This is a genomic window from Rhizobium leucaenae USDA 9039 (genome assembly GCF_000426285.1).
Taxonomy (GTDB): domain Bacteria; phylum Pseudomonadota; class Alphaproteobacteria; order Rhizobiales; family Rhizobiaceae; genus Rhizobium; species Rhizobium leucaenae.
Map to the genome: position 1 here is coordinate 1 of NZ_AUFB01000001.1, position 18,856 is coordinate 18,856.

Consider the following 18,856-nt stretch of genomic DNA (forward strand, 5'->3'; position numbering starts at 1 on the left):
CTGCCGGTGCGCAGCTTTGGAATCCGAAGTTCGACGGTGCCAGCTCGGGTCTCCCAGTCGCGGTCGCGATAGCCGTTACGCTGAGCAAGTCGAAAGTCATTCTTCTCGCCGTAGGCCGCACCGGTCTTCGTGCCAACCTCTAGCTCCATCAACTTCTCGGCGGCAAAGCCAATCATCTCGCGCAGCAAATCCGCATCAGCGCTCTTCTCAACAAGCGAGCGGAGGTCCATCATGTCATTGGTCATCGGTGGTCTTTCCATCAGGTTGTGCTTGAACAACCCAACCCTACCGGAAAAAGCCGATGACCACCGCTATCCTGCTACACCACTTCTCGGGACGTCATCACGCCGCGACCATAGGCGCCTCCTGATATCGGTGTGGTCGCCGCTGAGCGGTCACATCAGAGCGTATTCTCCTGATATCTTTCCCCGTATTGACATCGCTCACCTCGCGGCTATCATTCCATTATAACATTTAACGTTCCGTAATAACGGAATAAATAAAGGGGATGATATCGTGCGAAACAAATTTGCCTTTCTTCTGGGAGCAGCTCTTCTCATCATGCCGTCGGCGCTTCTGGCGCAGGAAAAAGGCGGCGTGATCAATGTCGCAACGATCGGCGAGCCGCCGACCTTGGATCCGATGGCGTCGACCGCCGACTTGGTCGGCATCGTTTCCCAGCATATTTTCGAGACGCTTTTTACCTTTGACAAGAACTGGAAGGTCACGCCGCTTCTGGCCGAAAGCATGCCCGACATCAGCGCCGACGGTAAAATCTATACGATCAAGCTTCGCACCGGCGTCAAGTTCCACGACAATAGCGATATGACATCTGAAGATGTCGTTGCCTCGCTCAATCGCTGGACCAAGATTGCTTCACGCGGCAAGCAGACGGCGGCGATGATCGACAGCATCTCGGCGGTCGATCCATCGACGGTCAAGATCGTGCTGAAGCAGCCCTACGCGCCGCTTCTCTCGCTCCTCGCTTTCAACAATTCGGCCGCAATCATCATTCCGGCCAAGCATCAGGAAGACCCGATGACCACCTTCATCGGCACCGGTCCCTATATGCTGAAGGAGCGCAAGGCCGACCAATATATTCAGTTGGTGCGCTTCGATGGGTATAAATCCCGCGGCGGCGAGGCCGATGGCTATGGCGGCGCCCGACATCAATATCTCGATGAAATCCGCTTCGTACCCGTTCCGGACGCCAACACCCGCGTCGAGGCGGCGGTTGCCGGTCAATATGATTACGTCGACGCGCTGCCGGTCGAATCCTTCGACCGCCTGAAAGGCTCGACAGCGTCCGAGCCGGTCATGCTGAAGCCCTTCGGCTATCCTGTCTTTGTCTTCAACACGGCAAACGGTATCACCAAGAATGTCGATATCCGCAAGGCGGTGCGCACTGCACTCAGCATGGAGGATATGCTTGCGGCCGCCTTCGGCAGCACCGGTTTTTATTCGCTCGATGCCGCGCTTTATCCGAAGCCCTATGTTTGGAATACAGATGCCGGCACGAACGGCGCCTATAATGTCGCCGATCCCGAGGCCGCCGGGGCGCTGCTGAAGAAGGCGGGCTATAACGGCGAGCCGCTGCGTATCCTCACCAGCCGCCAGTATGAGTTCCACTACAAAATGGCGCAGGTTGCTGCCGAATATCTGAAGCAAGCCGGCTTCAATGTCGACATGCAGGTGGTCGATTGGGCGACACTCACGCAACGCCGTGCCGATCCGAAGCTGTGGGACATCTATATCACCCACAGCCCCTTCCTGCCGGAGCCGGCTCTGATGGGCCAGATGTCGACGAGCTCGCCGGGCTGGTGGGACACGCCGGTCCGAAAGACCGCCGTCGATGCCTTCAATTCCGCCGTTGACGCCGGCAAACGCCAGGCAGCATGGGCTGATGTTCAGAAGGTGATCTACGACGAAGTGCCGCTGATCAAGATCGGCGACTTCAACGCGCTGGCCGCCAAATCGAAGAAGCTCGAAGGGGTCGAGGCTGCGCCCTGGCCGTATTTCTGGAACGCGTCGATCAAGAAGTAGCAGCCATAGGCTCGTCATTCCGGCCGCGACGGAAGCGGCCGGAGGATCGGACAAGACATGATACGCTATATCCTTCAGCGCCTCTTCGGCATGATCGTCGTGATGTTCCTGGTGGTCACGATCGTCTTCGTGATCGTGCGCGTCACCCCCGGCGACCCGGCCGCCGTCATGCTCGGCCCCGATGCGACCGCGCAGGACATTGCCAGCCTCAGAGCCCGGTTGGGCCTCGACCAGCCGCTCGCCCTGCAATATCTCTATTACTTCGGCCAGCTCTTGCGCGGCGATCTCGGCCAATCGATCTTTCTCAACGAGCCTGTGACTTCGGCGCTGGTCGAGCGCGCCGAACCGACCTTCTTCCTGACCGTATTCTCGCTTGTTATCGCCAGCATTATCGCCCTGCCGATCGGCATCTATTCCGCCTATCGCCGCGGCTCGCTGTTCGATCAGGCGGCGACGGCGCTTGCCATGCTCGCTGCCAGCATCCCGAGCTTTTGGCTCGGCCTCATCCTCATTCAGTTCTTCGCCGTTCGCCACGGCATCTTTCCCGTCTCCGGATATGGCGGCCCGGGTTCGGCATTTGCGGATCGGATGTATCACCTGGCGCTGCCTTCGATCGTGCTCGGCGTCGTCTCCTCGGCGCTGATTCTGCGCTTCACCCGCGCCTCGATGCTGGATGTGCTTGGCGACGATTATATCCGCACCGCTCGGGCAAAAGGTCTCGTCGAGCGCAAGGTGATCCTGAAGCATGCACTGAAAAATGCGCTGATCCCGATCCTTACCGTCATCGGGCTGACCGCCGCCGTGCTGATTTCCGGCGCGGTGGTGACCGAGACCATCTTCAGCCTGCCGGGCATCGGCAATCTCGTCGTGTCCGCCGTGCTTCGGCGCGACTATCCGGTGATTCAGGGCGCGCTGCTCGTCATTGCCGGGCTTTACGTGCTGATCAATTTTGCGATCGACATGCTCTATCTGCTGGTCGATCCGAGGGTGCGCTACTGATGGCCTCGATATCAGACACCACCGTTGGCGCCGAGCGCCGCAAATTCGCCAGGCGTCTCTTCAAGCGCAAGACGGTCGTCTTCGGCGTCGCCGTGCTGACGATTTTCGTGTTGCTTGCCGTCTTCGCGCCGCTAATTGCGCCCTATGCACCGGCCAAGCTGTCCATCGTCAACAGGCTGAAGCCGCCGAGCTTCGTTCATCTCTTCGGCACCGATGAGTTCGGCCGCGACGTCTTCACGCGCACCATCTATGCCGGCCGCCTGTCGTTGCTTGTCGGTGGTGCGGTCGTCGCGCTGGCGGCTGTCATTGGCGTCACGCTCGGCCTGCTCGCCGGCTTCTTCAAGCAGTTGGACACGCCGATCGCCCGGCTGGTCGACGCGATGATGGCATTTCCCGACATTCTGCTGGCGATTGCGCTGGTCGCGGCCCTTGGGCCATCGCTGGCCACGGTCATCGTCGCCCTCAGTATCGTCTATGCGCCGCGGCTCGCGCGTATCGTTCGCGCTTCGACCCTGGTCATCCGCGAGTTGCCCTATGTGGAGGCGGCGCGCGCGCTTGGCGTTTCGACGCTGCACATCATGACGCGGCATGTGCTCAGAAACCTGCTGTCGCCAATCCTGGTGCAGGGCACCTTCCTGTTTGCCAACGCCATGCTCGCCGAAGCCGGTCTTTCCTTCTTGGGCCTTGGCGTGAGCCCGGATATTCCGACCTGGGGAACCATGATTGCCGCCGGCCGGCAATATCTCGATCAGGCCGATTGGATGACCCTCTTCCCAGGCTTCGCCATCATCCTCTCCGTCCTGTCGCTGCAGATGGTTGGCGACGGCTTGCGCGACATTCTCGATCCCAGACTTCGAAAGGACTTGTAGCTCATGTCTTCCGGATATGAACCGAAACGACCACTACTGATCGCCAACGTCAAGCCGATGGCTTTCGAGCAGGTGGCCCCCGGTAGCGTTGTCGACGTGCTGGTCGGGGCGGACGGGCGCGTTGCCGAGGTCGGTCCGTCGCTTGCGGTGTCGGCTGATGTCGAAAGGATCGATGGCAAGGGTGCTTGGATGTCGCCGGGCTGGGTCGACCTGCATGTCCATATCTGGCACGGCGGGACCGATATTTCCCTCCGCCCATCGGAATGCGGCGTCGAACGCGGGGTGACGACACTGGTCGATGCCGGCTCGGCGGGCGAAGCCAATTTCCATGGTTTCCGCGAATACATCATCGAGCCTGCACGCGAGCGCATCAAGGCGTTTCTCAATCTCGGCTCGATTGGTCTCGTTGCCTGCAATCGCGTCAGCGAATTGATCGACATTCGTTCGATCGATTTCGACCGCATGCTTCAGGTCTACGCCGACAACAGCGAGCATATCGTGGGCATCAAGGTGCGTGCGAGCCATGTCATCACCGGCTCCTGGGGGATCACACCCGTCAAGCTTGGCAAGAAGATCGCCAAGATATTGAAGATTCCGATGATGGTGCATGTCGGCGAACCGCCGGCGCTCTATGACGAGGTGCTGGAGGTTCTCGGACCTGGCGATATCGTCACGCATTGCTTCAACGGCAAGGCCGGCAGCAGTCTCATGGAGGATGAGGATCTCTTTGATCTCGCCGAGCGCTGCGCCGGCGAAGGCATCCGTCTCGATATCGGCCATGGCGGCGCGTCTTTTTCCTTCCGGGTCGCCGAGGCCGCCATTAAGCGCGGGCTTCTGCCCTTCTCAATCTCCACCGATCTGCACAACCGGTCGCTGAATTTCCCGGTCTGGGATCTTGCGACGACGATGTCAAAGCTGCTGTCGGTCGGCATGCCCTTCGAGAAGGTGATCGAGGCGGTCACGCATGCGCCAGCTTCGGCCATCAAACTGCCGCTCATCAATCGGCTTGCGGTCGGCGAGCAGGCCGAATTCACGATCTTCGATCTTGTGGAGTCCGATATCGAGGCGGTGGATTCGATGGGCGATGCCGCCATGCTGACGCAGCTCTTCGAACCGCGTTACGCGGTCGTCGGCGCTGAGGCCTTCGCTGCGAGCCGTTACATCCCGCGGGCGCGAAAACTGACGCCCCATGGCCACAGCCATTAATGCATGTCGCGCAAAAGTGTGCGGCGGTTTTGCGAGAGCGACATGCAAAAACAAAGAGCTAAAGCGTCGGAGCGAATCCGAAAGATCGCGACGAGCTTTAGCTGAGCTTCGAATTTTATGATTGTACGACAGGAGTTTGTGTGAACCAGTCTTCAGCCACAGCCGAGAGCGCATCGGGTTCGCCCTATGAGCGCCTCTCCACCCTCGGCATCGCGCTGCCGCCACCGCCGCCGCCGATCGCCAATTTCGTGACCCATGTTCTAGAAGGCAACATGCTTTATTTGTCCGGCCAAGGTCCGCGAGAGGCCGACGGCACCATGCACTTCGGCAAGGTCGGCGCAGAGGTCGGCATCGAACAGGCTTACGGCCATGCGCGGCTGACGGGCATCAATCTGCTCGCCGTCATGCAGGATGCGCTCGGCGATCTCAAGCGCGTCAAGCGGGTGGTGAAGCTTTTGGGCATGGTCAACGCCACACCCGATTTCGCCGATCATCCCAGCGTCATCAATGGCTGCTCCGACCTGTTCATCGAAGTCTTCGGAACGGCCGGCCAACATGCCCGCTCCGCCGTCGGCTTCGGCTCATTGCCGGGCAATATCACCGTCGAGATCGAAGCAATCGTAGCGTTGCACGGCTGAGGGAAGGAGAGGACGTCAATGGCCGCGCCAGCCCATCAACCTCTCGATCTTTTCCGCCGAGCTTTGAACCTGCGCGACGTAATGGCCTTTGTCGGAAAAGGCTTTCTGCTCCGGCAGAACGATGGAGATGGTGGCAACGCACTGGTCATCGCGGTCGCATATGGGCGAAGCGATGCAGGCGACGGAATAGTCGGATTCGCCGGCCTGGATCGACAGGCGCGATTCCAGTGCTTTTGCCGCAGCCGTCGACAGGGTCACCGGATCGACGTCGGCGCGGCCGGTTGGAGAGGTGCGCGCGCAATGCCGAAAAAGCGCGATGCGCTCTTCCTCCGGCAGGTGACCGACCAGCAGGCGGCCCGACGCCGTCCAGTTGAGCGGCACCCTCGTGCCGACGCGCGAGGCGACCTGGAAATGGCTTGGGCCGTCGGCCATCGCGAGAACGAGCATGTGGTCGCCGTCGCGGCCGCAAAGCTGGACGGTTTCCCCGGTCTGACGGCAGAGATCGTGCATTTCATGGGTGGCGACGCTCATGAAGTCGAGCGATCGGGCATAGGCGAGACCATAGTGATAAAGACGGGCGCCGAGCCAGATCGTGCTATCGGGATTGCGGCTGAGAAGGGTCTTCTCAACGAGGTCGTCAACGATGACGTAGACGGTCGAGAGCGGTGCGCCGATGGCCTTGGCCACGGCGTAGACACCGCAGGGCGCGCCGGTTTCGTAGAGGTAATCGATGACCTGCATTGCCCGATCGATGCCGCTGACGCGCGAGCGCCGCGATCCCTTGACGACGTTGCCGTCATTTTCATTGGCCGCCTCGTTCTCGGAGTAGCCGATGCGTGATGTCTTCGCGTCCAAAAACCGAACTCCCGTTCAAATCGGTGGTTTATTACATAATTATGGCATAGCTGTCGATGGCTCGGTACTGCAAGCACCGGCCAGCAGCAAAAAAATATGGAGATCCCATGCCGAATGAAGACATTCGTCCGTCCGTCGGACTTCGCCCCGTCATCAATGTCTCGGGCACGATGACGAGCCTTGGCGCATCGATTGTCGTGACGCAGGCGATTGCGGCAATGGGCTCCATCCTGCCGCAATTTGTCGAGATCAACGACCTGCAGCGCAAGGCAAGCACCGTTATCGCGCGGCTGACCGGCGGCGAAGCGGGTTTCGTCACTGCCTCCTGCTCGGCCGGTATTAGCCTCGCAGTCGCCGCCGCCATTACCGGCAATGACCTTGCCGCGATCGAGCGTCTGCCCGAGGTGCGCGGTGATAAAAACGAAGTCATCGTTCAGATGGGGCATGTGGTGAGCTATGGCGCGCCGGTCGATCAGGCAGTGCGGCTTGCAGGCGGCAAGGTTGTGCTGATCGGCCAGGCGACTTCGACATACCGGCATCATCTCGAAGGTGCGATCACTGAAAAGACGGCAGCCGCCCTCTATGTCGTTTCGCATCATGTCGTGAACTACGGCATGCTGAGCCTCAAGGAATTTTGTGAGATCGCCCATGCCAAGGGCGTTCCGGTCATTGTCGATGCAGCGTCCGAATATGACCTGCGCATCTTCCTGGAGCAGGGAGCGGACCTCGTTCTCTACTCCGGCCACAAATTCCTCGGCGGGCCGACTTCGGGCATCGTCGCAGGGCGCAAGGACATGGTGCGCAACACTTTCCTGCAAAATCTCGGCATTGGCCGCGGCATGAAGGTCGGCAAGGAAAGCATCTTCGGCGTTATGGCAGCGCTCGAAGCCTGGGAGACGCGCGACCATGCCGGCATCCGGCAGCGCGAGGCCGGCTATCTCCGTCTCTGGCGTGACCGTTTCGACGGCCGACCTGGCGTCAAAGCGATGATCGAGCCCGATCCGACCAATAATCCGCTCGACCGGCTGCGTCTCACCATCGATCAGCGCGAGGCCCACATCACCGCCTGGGACCTGGCCGACGCTTTGGCACGGGGAAATCCGCCGATCATTGTGCGCGACCACGAGGTGGAGCACAATTACTTCTATCTCGATCCCTGCAACCTGCATCCCGGCGAGGAAGTAATCGTAACAGCCCGGATCGGTGAAGAGCTCGACAGGGCGCAGGCCTCGAATGAGATCATTGCCACGTCCCTGGAAGATCGCAGCCGCCGCCGTTTCGACGGTCTGTTGCGTTGGCCGGATTGACGCGATGAATGAGGCAATGACGATGGCCCGCAAGAACCAGACTTCACAGATCGCCGAGGCGGTACTTTCGGTGGAGGGAATGACGACCTCCTTTCTGGTGGAGGGAGCCTGGAAGCCGGTGGTGCGTGACGTCTCTTTCACGGTGGCGCCGGGCGAGACCGTGGCGATCGTCGGCGAATCCGGTTCCGGCAAGAGCGTCACCTCGCTGTCGATCATGCGGCTCTTACAGCAGGACATGAGCCGGATCACCGGCCGCATCATCCTCGGCGGGCGGGATATTCTGGCGCTGTCGGAACGCGAGATGCGCAAGGTGCGCGGCAAAGACGTCGCGATGATCTTCCAGGAGCCGATGACCAGCCTCAATCCGCTCTTCACCATCGGCGATCAAATTGCCGAAGCGCTGCTCTGCCACGGCGAGATATCGAGAGCCGAAGCGAAGGCTGAGACGATCCGGCTGCTGGAGCGCGTGCGCATCCCATCCGCCGCCTCACGCTTCGACGAATACCCGCACCGCTTCTCCGGCGGCATGCGCCAGCGCGTGATGATCGCGATGGCGCTCGCCTCGCGCCCGAAGCTGCTGATTGCCGACGAGCCGACCACGGCGCTCGACGTTACCATCCAGGGCCAGATTCTCGATCTCATCAAGATGCTGCAGGAAGAGCAGGGAACATCCGTGCTGTTCATCACCCACGACATGGGCGTAGTCGCCGAGATCGCCGACCGTACCATCGTTATGTATCGCGGCGAACAGGTCGAAACGGGCGAGACCAGCGCGATCTTCTTCCACGCTAAGCATCCTTATACACGGGCGCTGCTTTCGGCGGTTCCTATACTCGGCTCCATGAAGGGGCACGAACGGCCCTTGCGGTTTCCTGTCGTCAACAGCGAGACAGGCCAGGCGGAGCCGCTGACGGAGGCGGCCGATACCGTTGCGGCCACGCAGCGGCCCGTATTGCAGGTGAGGGATCTCTGCAAACGGTTCGACATTCATTCCGGCCTTTTCGGCCGGCTGCAGGGCAGGGTGCATGCGGTCGAAAACGTCTCCTTCGATCTCCGGGCCGGGGAAACGCTGTCGCTGGTCGGCGAATCCGGTTGCGGCAAGTCGACGACGGGCCGCGCCATCATGCGGCTGATCGAGCCGCAAAGCGGTTCCGTGCTTGTCGATGGGGAGGAAGTGCTGTTCCTCGACCGCAGGGGTTTGCGCGATATGCGCCGGAAGGTGCAGATGATCTTTCAGGATCCTTTCGCCAGCCTCAATCCGCGCATGACGATCGGCGCTGCGGTTGCCGAACCCTATCTCGAACATAAGATGGGAACGGCGAAAGAGGCACGCGAGAAGGTTGCCGACCTCCTGGTGAAGGTCGGCCTTACGCCGGATATGGCGGCGCGCTATCCGCATGAGTTTTCCGGCGGGCAGCGCCAGCGCATCTGCATCGCCCGGGCGCTCACCCTGGATCCGAAGGTGATCATCGCAGACGAAAGCGTCTCCGCCCTCGACGTTTCGATCAAGGCGCAGGTCATCAACCTGCTGCTCGACCTGCAGCAAAGCCTGAACCTTGCCTTCCTGTTCATCTCGCATGACATGGCCGTCGTCGAAAGGGTCAGCCACCGGGTCGCGGTGATGTATCTCGGCGAAATCGTCGAGATCGGGCCGCGCCAGGCGGTGTTCGAAAACCCGCAGCACCCCTATACCAAGAAGCTGATGTCGGCGGTGCCCGTTCCCGATCCGGCACGGCGGAAATTGAAGCACGGCATTGCCGCCGATGAGCTGAAAAGCCCGATCCGGCCTCCTCATCACATTATGCAGCCGCTGAATTATGTAGAGATTTCGCCTGGCCATCGGGTGGCCCGTTGACCGCCTGTCGTCATTGCAGTGTCGCAGGCCGTCCTTGGATTAGCGGCTTCTGCCGATAATGTTATGGTTGCATGATGAGCCTTATCGTGAGGGTATCCCATGGATTTTTCCCAGCAACCCCGACCGACCGAGCCGGGCATTCTGCAATTCATGGAGATCTGCGATTCCTTCTATCCGCCTGATGCCGTGTCGGCGTCCATAGAGCAGCAGCGGCAATGGTATGATGCACTTTGTGGCCGCTTCGACCGCCCATTGCCCGATGGCATGCGCACGCAGGATGACGTTGTGATCGGAAGAATTCCGGTCAGGCGTTATCAGCCGCGGACGATCCGGACCTCGACATGCCTGCTTTATCTTCACGGCGGGGGCTTCGTGGTCGGCTCGCTCGATAGCCATCATGCGATCTGCGCCGAGATCGCCGACCATGCCGGGGCCGAACTGGTGTCGGTCGATTACCGCCTGGCGCCCGAACATCGCTGGCCGGCGCAGACGGATGATTGCTATGGCGTTCTCAAGTCATTGCTTGCTGCGGGAAGGACCGTCGTACTGATGGGAGACAGCGCCGGCGGCAATCTGGCGGCGGGCCTCGCCGTTCGGGCAAAGAGCGAGGGGTTTTCAGGCATCACGGGGCAGGTCTTGATCTATCCGGCGCTGGGCGGCGACCTTGTTTCCGGTTCCTACGAGGAAATGGCGAATGCGCCCGGGCTGACGACCGCCGACGTCGGCTATTATCGCAGCGTATTGAAGGCACCGGCTGGCGATCCAGTCGCCGAGCCCCTTACGGCATCGTCTTTTACCGGCCTCCCGCCAGCCTTCATAACGGTTGCGCACTTCGACCCTCTGCGTGACGACGGCCGCAACTATGCAGCGAGGCTCGCCGAGGCAGGCGTCGAGGTCTGGTTTCGCGAAGAGCCGCAGATGGTGCATGCCTGGCTGCGAGCACGGCATATGAGCGACGGCGCGCGCGCCGGTTTCCGCGCCATATGTGAGGCAGCCAGCCGATTTGCCGGATCGAACTGATCACATCAGATCGCGCCGGATACGCTTTTCCTCGAAGGTTTTTTCGAAAATTTGCGTGTTGCCTTCGAAGGCGATGACGGACGCGCGGATGATCCATTCGGTTGCCGTGCAAGAGATCGTCGCCGTCGCCACCGTGCGGACGTACCATCCCGGCCGCCGCATGTCGCATGTCCAGATCGAGGTGCCACTCATCGATAGCGGATCGTCAGGTGCGATAGACCAGACCTCCTCGCGGAGCTGGCGCGTGGAAAGACCGGTGCCCGGATGTTCGAAAAGGCCGGTATCCTCACGGATTTCATAATGGGTCTTGTCGGCGGAGAGATCGCGCACGACCTGACGCTTTGTCGCCGCCGGGGCATGTTCGATATATTTCGGCAGCGGGTCAGGATTGTCCGGCTGCTTGATGTCGATGGTTTCATATGCGCCGAGCTTCGGCAGAGCGAAACCGATGGAGGCGATATCGATCGTCAGTCCGGGATTTTCCGGCGGCGGCAAGATCATCGGCCAATAGGCCGTCGAGAGCGAAAGAACGATACGATGCCCTTTTCGGAACCGGTAGCCGCAGGCATCCAACGTCAGCCTGATTGTGGTGCGTTCCCCTTTTTGCAAGGGCTTCGGCTCGGCATTGCCCTCACGATGGGCGAGATTGAGCACGCCGAAGGAGACCCGTGTCGCGGTGCCGTCGGGATGGAGATCGATGAGCCTGGCGCAAAGATTGGCCGTTTCGGCATCGCAGCGCAGGCAGAGAGTAACGACCGGACGGCCGAGATAGTCATGATCGGCGGATAGTGGTGTGGTCTGGAAGGTCAGCGAGCCGGCATCGTCGAGACGTTGATCGATCGCCATTTCGGCATCAGGTTTCAAGGTGAAATATTCGCCCGCGGTCGTACCCGTATCGAGGGGCGAGCGCAGATGGACGGCATGTTCCGGCGCGTGCGGGATCGGCATGCCTTCCATCAGCGTACCGAACTGCTCGACATAGAAGCATTGCATATCCGGCCGCTGCCAATCCTGCTTGGCAATCCAGAAGCCGGGATCGAATTCGCGGCGCGGCGCAGGCCGCACTGCGTCGAGAATATAGGCGCGCACCTGCGGCAAGTTCTCTGCACCGTTCCTGTCGCCGCGCAGCCAGCGGTTCCACCACGCGATCGCCTCGCCGTGAAAATCGGCGCGTGGCTTCGGCCAGGCAAAATGCGGATATTTGTGAACCCACGGACCAATCAGCGCTTTTGCCTTATCGCCAAGACCTTCGACGGCCATCAGCGGCGTGTTGCGATAGCCGTCCGCCCAGCCGGCAATGACAAGGACGGGGATATCAACATCGGCGAAATTCTCACAGACGGACCCATGCCGCCAGAAATCATCACGGCGTTGATGCTGCAGCCACTCCTCCATGAAGAAGGGCTCGTTCTCCAGGCGTTGCAGCCACATATCCCGCCAGCGGTCGCCGACGATCTCGGGGTCGGGCGAGCGGGATTGATAGCCGAGCATGGTCGCGGCCCAGGAAAGCTGCGCCGAGAGATGGCAGCCATTCTTATAGTGGATATCGTCATTATAGCGGTCGACCGTGGAGGCGATCGATATCACTGCCTTGAGCGCGGGCGGCCGCAGCGCGGCGACCTGCAAGCTGTTGAAGCCTCCCCAGGAAATGCCCATCATCCCGACGGAGCCATTCGACCAAGGCTGTGCCGCGATCCAGGCGATCAGCTCGCAGGCATTGGCAAGCTCAAGCTCCGTATATTCGCCGTCGATAACGCCATCGGATTCGCCCGAACCCCGAATATCGACCCGGACACCGGCGATGCCCGCGGCAGCAAATATCGGGTAAGTCGATTCATCGCGAGGGCTCGTTCCGTCGCGCTTGCGGTAAGGCAGGAACTCGAACACTGCCGGTACCGGATCGCTTTCCGCGCCGTCGGGCATCCAGATGCGCGCCGCAAGCCGCGTGCCGTCCTTGAGGGTGATCCAGTGGTTTTCGATGGTGGTGAAGCTGCGGTCGGTCATGATCCTATATCCCGAAGATTTTTAAGCGTCGAACCACACCCGGCTGCCGATGTAGCCATTCGACATATCGTTGCCGATGTCGTCGACATATCCTTTCAACGTTTTCGAAGCGGCCATGAGATAGTCGTTGAAAACGGGCAGGATGAGACCACCATCATCTCGCACCATCAGGGCCAGATGGCGATAAAGTTCCTTGCGCTTGGCCTCATCGAGCTCGGACCTTGCCTGCAGCACGATCTTGTCGAAGTCAGGCCGCTTAAAATGTGTGTCGTTCCATTCGGCAGTCGACAGATAAGAGGTGGAATAGCGCGAATCCTGTGTCGGCCGTCCGCCCCAGAAGGAGGCGCAGAAGGGCTGTTTGTTCCAAACATTGGTCCAATAGCCATCTTCCGGTTCGCGCTTGACGTCGATCGTGATCCCGGCGTTTTGGGCGCTTTGCTGGAACAGGATCGCCGCATCCACGGCGCCGGGAAAGGCTGCGTCGGATGTACGCAACAGAATCGGACGGTCGAGACCCGATTTCTTGAAGTGGAAGGCAGCCTTGTCCGGATCATACGGTCGCTGCTCGATATCGGTTGGCGCGAGGGCGTAATTGGAATTGACCGGATAGTCGTTGCCGATCGTCCCGTAGCCGCCCAGAACCTTGTCGAGGATCGACTGGCGATCGATGGCATATTTCAGCGCAAGCCGGAGGTCGCTGTTATCGAAAGGTGCCGTGTCGCAATGCATCAGAAAACTATAGAAGCCCTTGCCGGCGCTGCGGACGATGTCGACATTCGGCGCGCGCTTCAGCATCGCAACAGTCTTGGGGTCGACATTGTTGACGAAATGGACCTGACCGGAGGCGAGGGCGGCGATGCGCGCGGTGTTGTCGTTCATGACGAGTATTTCCACGCTGTCGACAAAGCCGCGATCGGTGCGCCAGTCTTTCGGATTCTTCTCGAAGGTCGCGCGAACACCCGGTTCAAAATTCTTCAAGATGTAAGGGCCGGTGCCGATGGCGGCCGCCGGCTTTTCGACGCCACCTTTCGACTGGATGATCAGGTGGTAGTCGGTGAGAAGGAGCGGCAAATCCGCATTGCCTTCCGAAAGCGTCAGGACAAGATCGCCCGCCTTGTCTTCGATACCGGTGACCGAGGCCATCAGCCCCAGAGCACCCGACTGCGAATTTTTGTCCGCATGCCGCTTCAGCGTCGCGACGATATCGGCGACGGTCATCTTGCTACCGTCGTGAAACTGCACGTCGTTCCTGATCTTGAAGGTCCAGACGGATGCATCTGCTGATGGCGTCCAGGACGTTGCCAGCGACGGCAGGGGTGCGCCGGTCTTGGGATCGGATTCGACAAGCGTATCGCCCCACAGGCGGCCGATGACGAACAGAACGGAGGCGCTGTATGTTGCCGGGTCGAGGGCATCGCTGGTGGCTCCGCCCTTAAGGCCGAGTTTCAGATGGCCGCCATGCTTTGCTTCCTGCGCGCGGGCTTCGCGCGGCATCAGGAGGCCGGAGGTGAGGGCCGGCAAAGCGCCCAGCACGACGGCCCCGCCGAGGAAGCGGCGGCGGCCGATTTTCAGCTGCGAAGATTGATCCTTTTGATGCGTCATTGCAGTTCCCTCTTTTCAGTTTTCCATTTTGTAGGTCGGAACGTAGAGGTCGAGCCGGCTCACGCAATTTCGGGACTTGACGCGTCTTTAAGCGAGTTTACGCTAGGTTTTCCGAGACGGAGTAACTAATGCCTCATTTGGTCGATAACCTCAAAATTGCCTGTGCAACGCAGCGCTCCATTTCGCATCTGTGCCGCGCAATTGATATCAACCGGCAACAATTCAACCGATACATCAACGGCCAGACGAGACCGTCGGCCCATAATCTGGCGCGCATCGCCAAGTATTTCGGTCTCGACGCAGCCGACTTTGGTCTCGCTCCCAGGCTCTTTCGCGAGCGGCTTCGCAAACCGAACCTAGACCTCAATCAAAGTTCCGAACTCTTAAAAGCGTTCCCCGGGGATCTGACCGCGCTCCGGCGCCATATCGGCTATTTCCAGACCTATCATCGCTCGCCGTCCTGGCCTGGAATGGTTGTCTGTTCGTGCAGCCGCCTCATCGAGCAGGGTGGGCTGGTGCATGTCAAATCAATGGAGCGTCTGCGGGATCCCGGAAACGGCATCCAGCAGTTTTCGAAATATGTGGGCTTGGCCGCCTTCTATCGAAACCGGATCTTCATTACGGAGCGCGTCGTCGGCCCGAACCCGATACTGTCACAGACGATCCTCCTACCATTCGACGAGTATCAACGTGTCTATTTGCGCGGCACGACAATGGGGGTCTCGTGGCGAAAGGAAAATCTTCCCTATGCTTCGCGGATGATCTGGCGTCATGTCGGTGCCGAGCCCGACTTGCGTGAACTTCTCTCGCGCTGCGGGCCGTTGCCGCTGTCGTCACGCCAGCTGCCGCCGACGGTACGCTCATTCCTCGCAGATCCATCCGCGGAAGTGTATGTCGTGCCGGCAGAGTATTGACGACACCGATCTTGCGACAAAGCCGTCAGATCCAATGAGTACCCGAAGATTTCGAGCCTTCAATTCCCAGCGCTCTCCATCCTCCGCGTCGTCAGCACACGCTCCAGCCAGCCGATCTCCATTTCCGGCACTGATTTCAGCAGCAGGTCCGTGTAGTCGTCGAAAGGCGGCGAAAGCACCTTCGATTTCGGCCCGAAGCGCACGACCCGGCCGCGATGCATGACCGCGACGCTGTCGGCGATGGCGCGGACGATGGCGATATCGTGAGTGATGAAGATGTAAGAAAGCTGAGATTCCTCCTGGAGCCGCATGAGCAGTTTCAGGATGCCTTCGGCAACCAGCGGATCGAGCGCCGAGGTGGGCTCGTCGCAAAGGATGAGTTCCGGCTTGGCCGCAAGCGCGCGCGCGATCGCCACACGCTGCTTCTGGCCTCCGGAAAGCTCGGCCGGATAACGGTCGATGAAGCCATTGCCCATCTCGATTTGGTCGAGCAGCTCCTTCACCCGCGTCGTCTTCGCCGCACCCCGCAAACCGAAATAGAAGGTGAGAGGGCGGCCGATGATGTCGCGCACGGTCTGGCGCGGGTTCATGGCGGTATCGGCCATCTGGTAGATCAATTGGATCCGCCGCAGCTCGTTGCGCGAGCGGCTTTTGAGCGCCGGCGTCAGCGGTTTGTTATCGAAAGAAATCCCGCCGTCGCTGGGTGGCAGCAGTCCGGTGATGACGCGGGCAAGCGTCGACTTGCCGGAACCGGATTCGCCGACGATCGCGAGGGTTTGGCCTTTGGGCACATGTAGCGAAACATCGTGCAAAACCTTGAAGCCATTTGAATATTCAGCGCTCACGTGCTCGACTTTCAGAAGCGTGTTGGATTGATCGACCGCCTCCTCGCGCGCGGTTTGACGAACATTGACGAGGGCGCGGGTATAGTCTTCCCGCGGCGCCTCGATGATCTGCTGCACAGGGCCGTATTCCACCTTTTTGCCATGCCGCAACACCATGATGTCGTCGGAGATCTGCGCGACGACGGCAAGGTCGTGCGTAATGTAGAGGGCTGCCGTATGTGTCTCCTCGATGGCATGCTTGATCGCCGCCAGGACGTCGATCTGCGTCGTCACGTCGAGTGCGGTGGTCGGCTCGTCGAAGACGATCAGCTCAGGATTGGAGCAAAGCGCCATCGCCGTCATCGCACGCTGAAGCTGGCCGCCAGAGACCTGGTGCGGAAAGCGGTCGCCGAAGGTTTCGGGGTTGGGCAGACCGAGAACCCGGAAGAGGTAAAGCGCGCGCTTCTTGGCCTCGTCCTTCGTCATCAAGCCGTGCTTGACGGAAGCTTCGATTACCTGCTCGCCCAGCTTATGGGCCGGATTGAATGCGGCCGCAGCCGATTGTGCGACATAGCAGACGCGCGCACCGCGAATTCTGCGGATGCCCGACTTTCCAAGCGGAAGAATATCGACGCCGTCGAGCAGCACCGTGCCGCCGGTGATTTCCGCGCCGCCCCGGCCATAGGCGAGCGCGGAGAGGCCGATGGTGGACTTGCCGGCACCGGACTCGCCGATCAGGCCGAGCACCTTGCCCTTTTTGAGATCGAAGGAGACGCTGTTGACGATCGTGACCCGCTTCGGGGGCTCGCCGGGCGGATAGCTGGTGGCTTCGATCTTTAGATCGCGAACGGAAAGAAGCTCAGGCATCGCCACGTCCTCCCTTGAGGCTGGAGGTGCGCTTCAAGAGCCAGTCGACCACCAGATTGACACAGACTGCGAGCGCCGCGATCGCGGAGCCCGGCACGAGAGCGGCGGAAATGCCGAAGATGATGCCGTCCTTATTGTCCTTCACCATGCCGCCCCAATCGGCGGATGGCGGCTGGATGCCGAGTCCAAGGAAGGAGAGCGTCGACAGGAACAGGATCGAAAAGGCAAAACGCAATCCGAACTCCGCCAGCAGTGGCGAGAGGGTGTTGGGCAGAATTTCACGGAAGATGATCCAGACCTTGCCTTCGCCGCGCAGTTTGGCGGCTTCCACGAATTCCATGACGGCCACATCCAGCGCGACGGCACGGCCGAGGCGGTAGACCCGCGTCGAATCGAGGATTGCCATGACGAGGACGAGCACGACGAGATTCTGCGGCAGCACCGCCAATACGACGAGCGCGAAGATCAAGGTCGGGATCGACATCATCAAATCATTGAAACGCGAGAAGACCGTATCGACCAGTCCGCGTGAGACGGCAGCGGTGAAGCTCAGGATGATGCCGAGCGAGAACGAAATGATCGTCGCCGCCAGTGCCACGAACAAGGTGGTGCGGGCGCCGTAGATCAGCCGCGAAAGGATATCGCGGCCGAGATTGTCGAGGCCGAAGAAATACTGCGCGTCGGCCGGCTGCCAGACGTTGCCGACGACGTCGGTTTCGCCGTAGGGCGCGATGAGAGGTGCAAAGATCGCACAGATGAAGGCGAGCAGGATACCTATGATGCCGACCCAGGCGGTGATGGGGATGTCTCTCAATCTCATCGCGGATGCCTCAGGCGTGGGTTGGCGACGATCGCCAGGATATCGGCAACCATGTTGAGCAGAATGTAGACGGCGGCGAAGATCAGTCCGCAGGCTTGGACCACCGGCATGTCGCGCACGGTGACGGCATCGACCATGTACTGACCCATGCCGGGATAGACGAAGACCACCTCGACCACTACGACACCGACGATGAGATAGGCAAGGTTCAGCGCCACGACGTTGATGATCGGCGCCAACGCGTTGGGCGCGGCATGTTTGACGATGGCGCGAAAGGCGCTGAGACCCTTCAACTCCGCCGTTTCCATATAGGCTGATGACATGACCGACAGGATCGCAGCTCGCGTCATGCGCATCATGTGAGCCAGAACGACGAGCACCAGGGTTGCCGTCGGCAGGGCGATGGCCTTTAGTCGATCGATGAAGGCCATGCCGTCATAGACGGTCGCGGGGAATGTCGCGATCCCGAATTTCACCCCGAAGAACAGGATGAGCAGGTAACCGATGAAGAATTCCGGTAATGAAATCGCCGCGAGCGAGATCACGTTGATGATCTTGTCAGGCAGACGGTTTCGGAAATGCACGGCCAGCATGCCGAGCCCGACGGCGAGCGGCACCGAAATCACTGCGGCGCAGGCGGCAAGGAAAAGCGAATTGCCGAGCCGCTTGCCGATCTGCTCGCTGACGGAATTCTTGCTGGCCCAGGATGTACCGAAATCCCCGCGGACAGCGTTGCCGAGCCATTCGACGTAACGGGTGGTGACAGGCCGATTGAGGCCAAGTTCGGTGCGGATATTGGCGACGGCCTGTGGTGTTGCCGACTGGCCGAGATAGGTCGTGGCGAAATCGCCCGGCAAGGCTTCGAGACCGCCGAAGATCAGGACCGAGACCGCGAAAAGCAGCACGAGGCTGAGCAGGAAACGCTCGATAACGAGGGACAGCAGCGGAAAGCGCTGCTTGAACCGCAATCCGGGCAGGACTGTGCTGGGTTGTACATTGGACATGGCTGATGCCTCGCGCTGAAACGTCAGGA

At 60.4% G+C, this 18,856-nt stretch carries 16 protein-coding genes; 9 read left to right on the forward strand and 7 right to left on the reverse strand.

Annotation, left to right across the window (positions count from 1 at the left end):
• A partial coding sequence (locus K290_RS0100005) for a transposase (protein ID WP_028750436.1) occupies nucleotides 1–245 on the reverse strand: 245 nt, incomplete at its 3' end.
• A 316-nt stretch (nucleotides 246–561) separates the two neighbouring features.
• On the opposite strand from K290_RS0100005, the gene K290_RS0100010 reads away from it, so the two are divergent.
• The 5 genes from K290_RS0100010 (at nucleotide 562) to K290_RS0100030 (ending at nucleotide 5,755) form a co-directional block, all read left to right on the forward strand.
• Nucleotides 562–2,043, forward strand: a complete 1,482-nt coding sequence (locus tag K290_RS0100010; RefSeq protein ID WP_210311424.1) for an ABC transporter substrate-binding protein — start codon at nucleotides 562–564, stop codon at nucleotides 2,041–2,043.
• Between the two features lie 57 nt (nucleotides 2,044–2,100).
• On the forward strand, nucleotides 2,101–3,042 hold the full coding sequence (locus K290_RS0100015) for an ABC transporter permease (RefSeq protein WP_028749968.1): 942 nt from the start codon (nucleotides 2,101–2,103) through the stop codon (nucleotides 3,040–3,042).
• Entirely contained in the window at nucleotides 3,042–3,911 is an 870-nt protein-coding gene (locus K290_RS0100020) for an ABC transporter permease (RefSeq protein WP_028749969.1), read from the forward strand. The genes K290_RS0100015 and K290_RS0100020 overlap by 1 nt, the downstream gene beginning before the upstream one ends.
• A gap of 3 nt (nucleotides 3,912–3,914) precedes the next feature.
• The gene (locus tag K290_RS0100025; protein WP_028749970.1) at nucleotides 3,915–5,117 is read left to right on the forward strand and encodes an amidohydrolase/deacetylase family metallohydrolase; all 1,203 of its coding nucleotides are present in this window, start codon (nucleotides 3,915–3,917) and stop codon (nucleotides 5,115–5,117) included.
• A 140-nt stretch (nucleotides 5,118–5,257) separates the two neighbouring features.
• On the forward strand, nucleotides 5,258–5,755 hold the full coding sequence (locus K290_RS0100030) for a RidA family protein (RefSeq protein WP_028749971.1): 498 nt from the start codon (nucleotides 5,258–5,260) through the stop codon (nucleotides 5,753–5,755).
• 15 nt (nucleotides 5,756–5,770) lie between these two features.
• Here K290_RS0100030 and K290_RS0100035 read toward each other — a convergent pair whose 3' ends face one another.
• Complete coding sequence (locus tag K290_RS0100035; RefSeq protein ID WP_028749972.1) at nucleotides 5,771–6,610, reverse strand: IclR family transcriptional regulator; 840 nt, start codon at nucleotides 6,608–6,610, stop codon at nucleotides 5,771–5,773.
• Nucleotides 6,611–6,717: 107 nt separating this feature from the next.
• Between K290_RS0100035 and K290_RS0100040 the strand changes: the two genes are divergently transcribed.
• The 3 genes from K290_RS0100040 (at nucleotide 6,718) to K290_RS0100050 (ending at nucleotide 10,792) form a co-directional block, all read left to right on the forward strand.
• Nucleotides 6,718–7,917, forward strand: coding sequence for an aminotransferase class V-fold PLP-dependent enzyme (locus K290_RS0100040; RefSeq protein WP_028749973.1), 1,200 nt, complete (start codon nucleotides 6,718–6,720; stop codon nucleotides 7,915–7,917).
• A gap of 4 nt (nucleotides 7,918–7,921) precedes the next feature.
• Nucleotides 7,922–9,772, forward strand: a complete 1,851-nt coding sequence (locus K290_RS0100045; RefSeq protein WP_245276437.1) for an ABC transporter ATP-binding protein — start codon at nucleotides 7,922–7,924, stop codon at nucleotides 9,770–9,772.
• Nucleotides 9,773–9,871: 99 nt separating this feature from the next.
• Nucleotides 9,872–10,792, forward strand: coding sequence for an alpha/beta hydrolase (locus K290_RS0100050; protein WP_028749975.1), 921 nt, complete (start codon nucleotides 9,872–9,874; stop codon nucleotides 10,790–10,792).
• Here the strand turns inward: K290_RS0100050 and K290_RS0100055 are convergent, their stop codons facing one another.
• Both K290_RS0100055 and K290_RS0100060 read right to left on the reverse strand, forming a co-directional pair.
• A complete protein-coding gene (locus tag K290_RS0100055) occupies nucleotides 10,793–12,796 on the reverse strand; it encodes a CocE/NonD family hydrolase (RefSeq protein WP_028749976.1) in 2,004 nt (667 codons plus the stop codon). It lies immediately after the preceding gene.
• 21 nt (nucleotides 12,797–12,817) lie between these two features.
• Entirely contained in the window at nucleotides 12,818–14,398 is a 1,581-nt protein-coding gene (locus K290_RS0100060; RefSeq protein ID WP_028749977.1) for an ABC transporter substrate-binding protein, read from the reverse strand.
• A 128-nt stretch (nucleotides 14,399–14,526) separates the two neighbouring features.
• Between K290_RS0100060 and K290_RS0100065 the strand changes: the two genes are divergently transcribed.
• Complete coding sequence (locus K290_RS0100065) at nucleotides 14,527–15,312, forward strand: helix-turn-helix domain-containing protein (RefSeq protein ID WP_028749978.1); 786 nt, start codon at nucleotides 14,527–14,529, stop codon at nucleotides 15,310–15,312.
• Nucleotides 15,313–15,371: 59 nt separating this feature from the next.
• Here K290_RS0100065 and K290_RS0100070 read toward each other — a convergent pair whose 3' ends face one another.
• The 3 genes from K290_RS0100070 to K290_RS0100080 are packed head-to-tail and all read right to left on the reverse strand — an operon-like array spanning nucleotide 15,372 to nucleotide 18,827.
• Nucleotides 15,372–17,003, reverse strand: a complete 1,632-nt coding sequence (locus K290_RS0100070) for an ABC transporter ATP-binding protein (RefSeq protein WP_028749979.1) — start codon at nucleotides 17,001–17,003, stop codon at nucleotides 15,372–15,374.
• Complete coding sequence (locus K290_RS0100075) at nucleotides 16,996–17,823, reverse strand: ABC transporter permease (RefSeq protein WP_028749980.1); 828 nt, start codon at nucleotides 17,821–17,823, stop codon at nucleotides 16,996–16,998. The genes K290_RS0100070 and K290_RS0100075 overlap by 8 nt, the downstream gene beginning before the upstream one ends.
• Complete coding sequence (locus K290_RS0100080; RefSeq protein WP_028749981.1) at nucleotides 17,820–18,827, reverse strand: ABC transporter permease; 1,008 nt, start codon at nucleotides 18,825–18,827, stop codon at nucleotides 17,820–17,822. Before K290_RS0100080 ends, K290_RS0100075 begins: the two co-directional genes overlap by 4 nt.
• Between the last annotated feature and the right edge of the window lie 29 nt (nucleotides 18,828–18,856).